Raw genomic sequence first — 2,526 nt, forward strand, 5'->3', positions numbered from 1 at the left:
GGCCCACCCGCTCTACCCAAACCTGAAGAAGATTGGAGAATAATCATGGCTGACTTGCTGCCTGAGCACCCGGAATTCCTCTGGGCGAACCCCGAACCGAAGTCCTCCTATGACGCCGTGATTGTCGGCGGCGGCGGACACGGCCTGGCCACGGCCTACTACCTGGCCAAGAACCACGGCATGACGAACATCGCCGTGCTGGAAAAGGGCTGGCTGGCCGGCGGGAACATGGCCCGCAACACCACCATCATCCGCTCCAACTACCTATGGGACGAGTCCTCGGGAATCTACGAGAAGTCGCTGAAGCTGTGGGAGCAGCTGCCCGAGGAACTGGACTACGATTTCCTCTTCTCCCAGCGCGGCGTGCTGAACCTGGCCCACACGCTGGGCGACGTGCGCGAATCGGTGCGCCGAGTCGAGGCGAACAAGCTCAACGGCGTGGACGCCGAATGGCTGAGCCCCGAACAGGTCAAGGAGGTCTGCCCGATCATCAACACCGGGGATGACATCCGCTACCCGGTCATGGGGGCCACCTACCAGCCGCGCGCCGGCATCGCCAAGCACGACCACGTCGCCTGGGCGTTTGCCCGCAAGGCGAATGAGATGGGCGTGGACATCATCCAGAACTGCGAGGTCATCGGTTTCCTGAAGGACGGGGAGAAGGTCACCGGGGTGAAGACCACCCGTGGCACCATCCACGCCGGCAAGGTCGCCCTGGCCGGGGCCGGTCACTCCTCGGTGCTGGCCGAAATGGCCGGCTTTGAGCTGCCGATCCAGTCCCACCCGCTGCAGGCGCTGGTCTCCGAGCTGTTCGAGCCGGTGCACCCGACCGTGGTGATGTCCAACCACATCCACGTCTACGTCTCCCAGGCGCACAAGGGCGAACTGGTGATGGGCGCGGGCATCGACACCTACAACGGCTACGGCCAGCGCGGTGCCTTCCACGTGATTGAGGAGCAGATGGCCGCCGCGGTGGAGTTGTTCCCGATCTTCGCCCGGGCCCACGTGCTGCGCACCTGGGGCGGAATCGTGGACACCACCATGGACGCCTCCCCGATCATCTCCAAGACCCCGATCCAGAACCTGTACGTGAACTGCGGCTGGGGGACCGGCGGGTTCAAGGGCACCCCGGGGGCCGGGTTCACCCTGGCCCACACCATCGCCAACGATGAACCGCACGCCCTGAACGCCCCGTTCAGCCTGGATCGCTTCGAAACCGGACACCTCATCGACGAACACGGCGCCGCCGCCGTGGCCCACTAGGAGCCGCCACCATGATGCTGATTGAGTGCCCGAACTGCGGGCCACGCAATGAAACCGAATTCAAGTACGGCGGGCAGGCGCACGTCGCCTACCCTGCCGACCCCCACGCGCTGAGCGACAAGGAATGGGCCCACTTCCTGTTCTACCGCCAGAACCCGAAGGGATCTTCGCCGAACGCTGGGTCCACTCCGGAGGGTGCCGCAAGTGGTTCAACGCACTACGCGACACCGTCACCTACGAATTCAAGGCCGTTTACCGCGCCGGGGAAGCACGCCCGGAACTGCAGAACACCCAGGGAGGTACCCGATGAGCCAGAACAAGCCCTACCGGCTGGAGACCGCCATGGCACCGTCCGCGCGTGTTCAGCGTGAGGAGGCTTTGCTGCTCACCGTTGACGGCCAGCAGCTCTCCGCTCTGTCGGGGGACACCGTCGCTAGCGCCATGCTCGCCAATGGGATGCGCTCCTGTGGCAACTCGATGTATTTGAACCGCCCCCGGGGCATCTTCTCTGCCGGAGTTGAGGAACCCAACGCGCTCATCACCGTGGCGGCCCGCCACCACGAGGACATCGACGAATCGATGCTTCCCGCCACGACCGTTACGGTCACCGACCGGATGCACGCCACTTTGCTGCGGGGCCTGGGCGTACTGGACCCAACCACGGATCCGGCCTACTACGACCATGTCCACGTACACACTGATGTGCTGGTCGTGGGGGCAGGGCCGGCCGGCCTGGCCGCGGCGCGTGAGGCCAGCCGTTCTGGTGCCCGTGTGCTGCTGATGGATGAGCGCACCGAGGCTGGCGGCACCCTGCGCGACACATCCGGGGAGCAGATCGACGGCAAGGACGCCTCCAGCTGGATCGAGGAGGTCACCGGGGAGCTGGCGCAGGCCGAGGAAACCACCCACCTGCAGAACACCACTGTGCTCGGCTCCTACGATGCGAACTACATCGTTGCCGTGCAGCGGCGCACGGTGCACCTCAACGGTCCGGCCGGCAAGGGAGTTTCGCGCGAACGCGTCTGGCATGTGCGTGCCAAGCAAGTTGTGCTGGCCACCGGGGCCCACGAGCGGCCGATGGTATTCGAAAACAACGACCGGCCCGGCATCATGCTGGCCGGAGCGGTTCGAAGCTACCTGAACCGCTACGGTGTCCGCGTGGGACAGCGCATCGCGGTGGCTACGACCAATGATTCGGTCTACCCGCTAGTTTCCGAACTGGCAGCCAGCGGCGGGGTGGTCGCCGTCATCGACGCCCGGTCG

Annotated in this window: 2 protein-coding genes and 1 pseudogene; all 3 read left to right on the plus strand. The window is 65.4% G+C overall.

Translation table 11 applies throughout. The features are described from left to right. Positions 1-45 precede the first annotated feature (45 nt). Positions 46-1,263 (plus strand): sarcosine oxidase subunit beta family protein, encoded by a 1,218-nt coding sequence (locus JCM19049_RS11565; RefSeq protein ID WP_054821666.1) that lies wholly within the window; start codon positions 46-48, stop codon positions 1,261-1,263. A gap of 11 nt (positions 1,264-1,274) precedes the next feature. After that, positions 1,275-1,573 (plus strand): annotated as a pseudogene (locus JCM19049_RS11570) (sarcosine oxidase subunit delta). After that, positions 1,570-2,526 (plus strand): 2Fe-2S iron-sulfur cluster-binding protein (locus JCM19049_RS11575; RefSeq protein ID WP_374700301.1); only part of this gene is annotated, 957 nt, incomplete at its 3' end. The pseudogene JCM19049_RS11570 and the gene JCM19049_RS11575, both read left to right, overlap by 4 nt.

The organism is Arthrobacter sp. JCM 19049 (assembly GCF_001310435.1).

Bases quoted from the DNA above. Each gene is read 5' to 3' on its own strand.
- JCM19049_RS11565 (WP_054821666.1), top strand. From the start codon at position 46: ATGGCTGACTTGCTGCCTGAGCACCCGGAATTCCTCTGGGCGAACCCC.